Source organism: Caulobacter sp. (genome assembly GCF_017744445.1).
GTDB lineage: Bacteria > Pseudomonadota > Alphaproteobacteria > Caulobacterales > Caulobacteraceae > Caulobacter.
This window is the reverse complement of record NZ_JAGIBH010000096.1, coordinates 1-687: the sequence shown is the minus strand read 5'-3', so window position 1 is coordinate 687 and position 687 is coordinate 1. Positions and strand designations below refer to the sequence as shown.

The window sequence follows — 687 nt, the reverse complement described above, 5'->3', positions numbered from 1 at the left end:
ATTTCACCCCCACCGTCGTGCCGCCGGCGATCGCCTTGGCGACGGCGGGCGAGGGCGGGGCCTCGGCCCAGTCGCCGGCCTTCAGGGCGCCCAAGGCCTGTGCGGCCGCGGCGCTGCGGGCGTTCAGCTCGACCAGCGGCGTTCCGGTCTCGGCGGCCACGGCGCGCACGGCATCGGCCCACGGGACCAGGTCGTCGACCAGTCCGCCGTCCTTGAACTGCCGGCGCGACAGCGGCGTGACCAGCACCGGGTGAGCGCCGGCCGCGCGGGCCTCCTCGACATAGCGCTTCAGGTTGGCCGGGAACTCGGTCGCCAGATCGGTCAGCCGCTCGGCCCGGCCGTAGGCGTCGTTGTGGCCGAACTGGATCAGGACGTAGGTGTCGACGAACGGGCCGCCCTTCATCTCGCCCAGGGCCAGGGTCCAGGAGCCTTCCGACCGGTAGGTCTTGGTGCTGCGCCCGCCGCGCCCCAGGTTCACGCAGGCGACGTTCGAGGTCACCCGCGTGGCGCAGAACGCCCCGCCCCAGCCGCTGTTCACCGCCGTGGTCGAGTCGCCCACCAGCACGATCTTGGTCGCCTTGAACGGCGGCGGATCGGTCTGGGCGAGGGCGGGGGTCGCGACGAGGGCGGCGGCGAGGAGGAGGGGTTTGAGCATGGTGTTTCACCTCTTTCGCCGTCATCCCGGGC

1 protein-coding gene is annotated in these 687 nt (G+C 72.8%); it reads right to left on the bottom strand.

What is annotated here, in order from left to right:
- On the bottom strand, positions 1–655 hold a 655-nt coding region (locus J7528_RS23845; protein ID WP_291879822.1), incomplete at its 3' end, for a rhamnogalacturonan acetylesterase.
- Positions 656–687 lie beyond the last annotated feature (32 nt).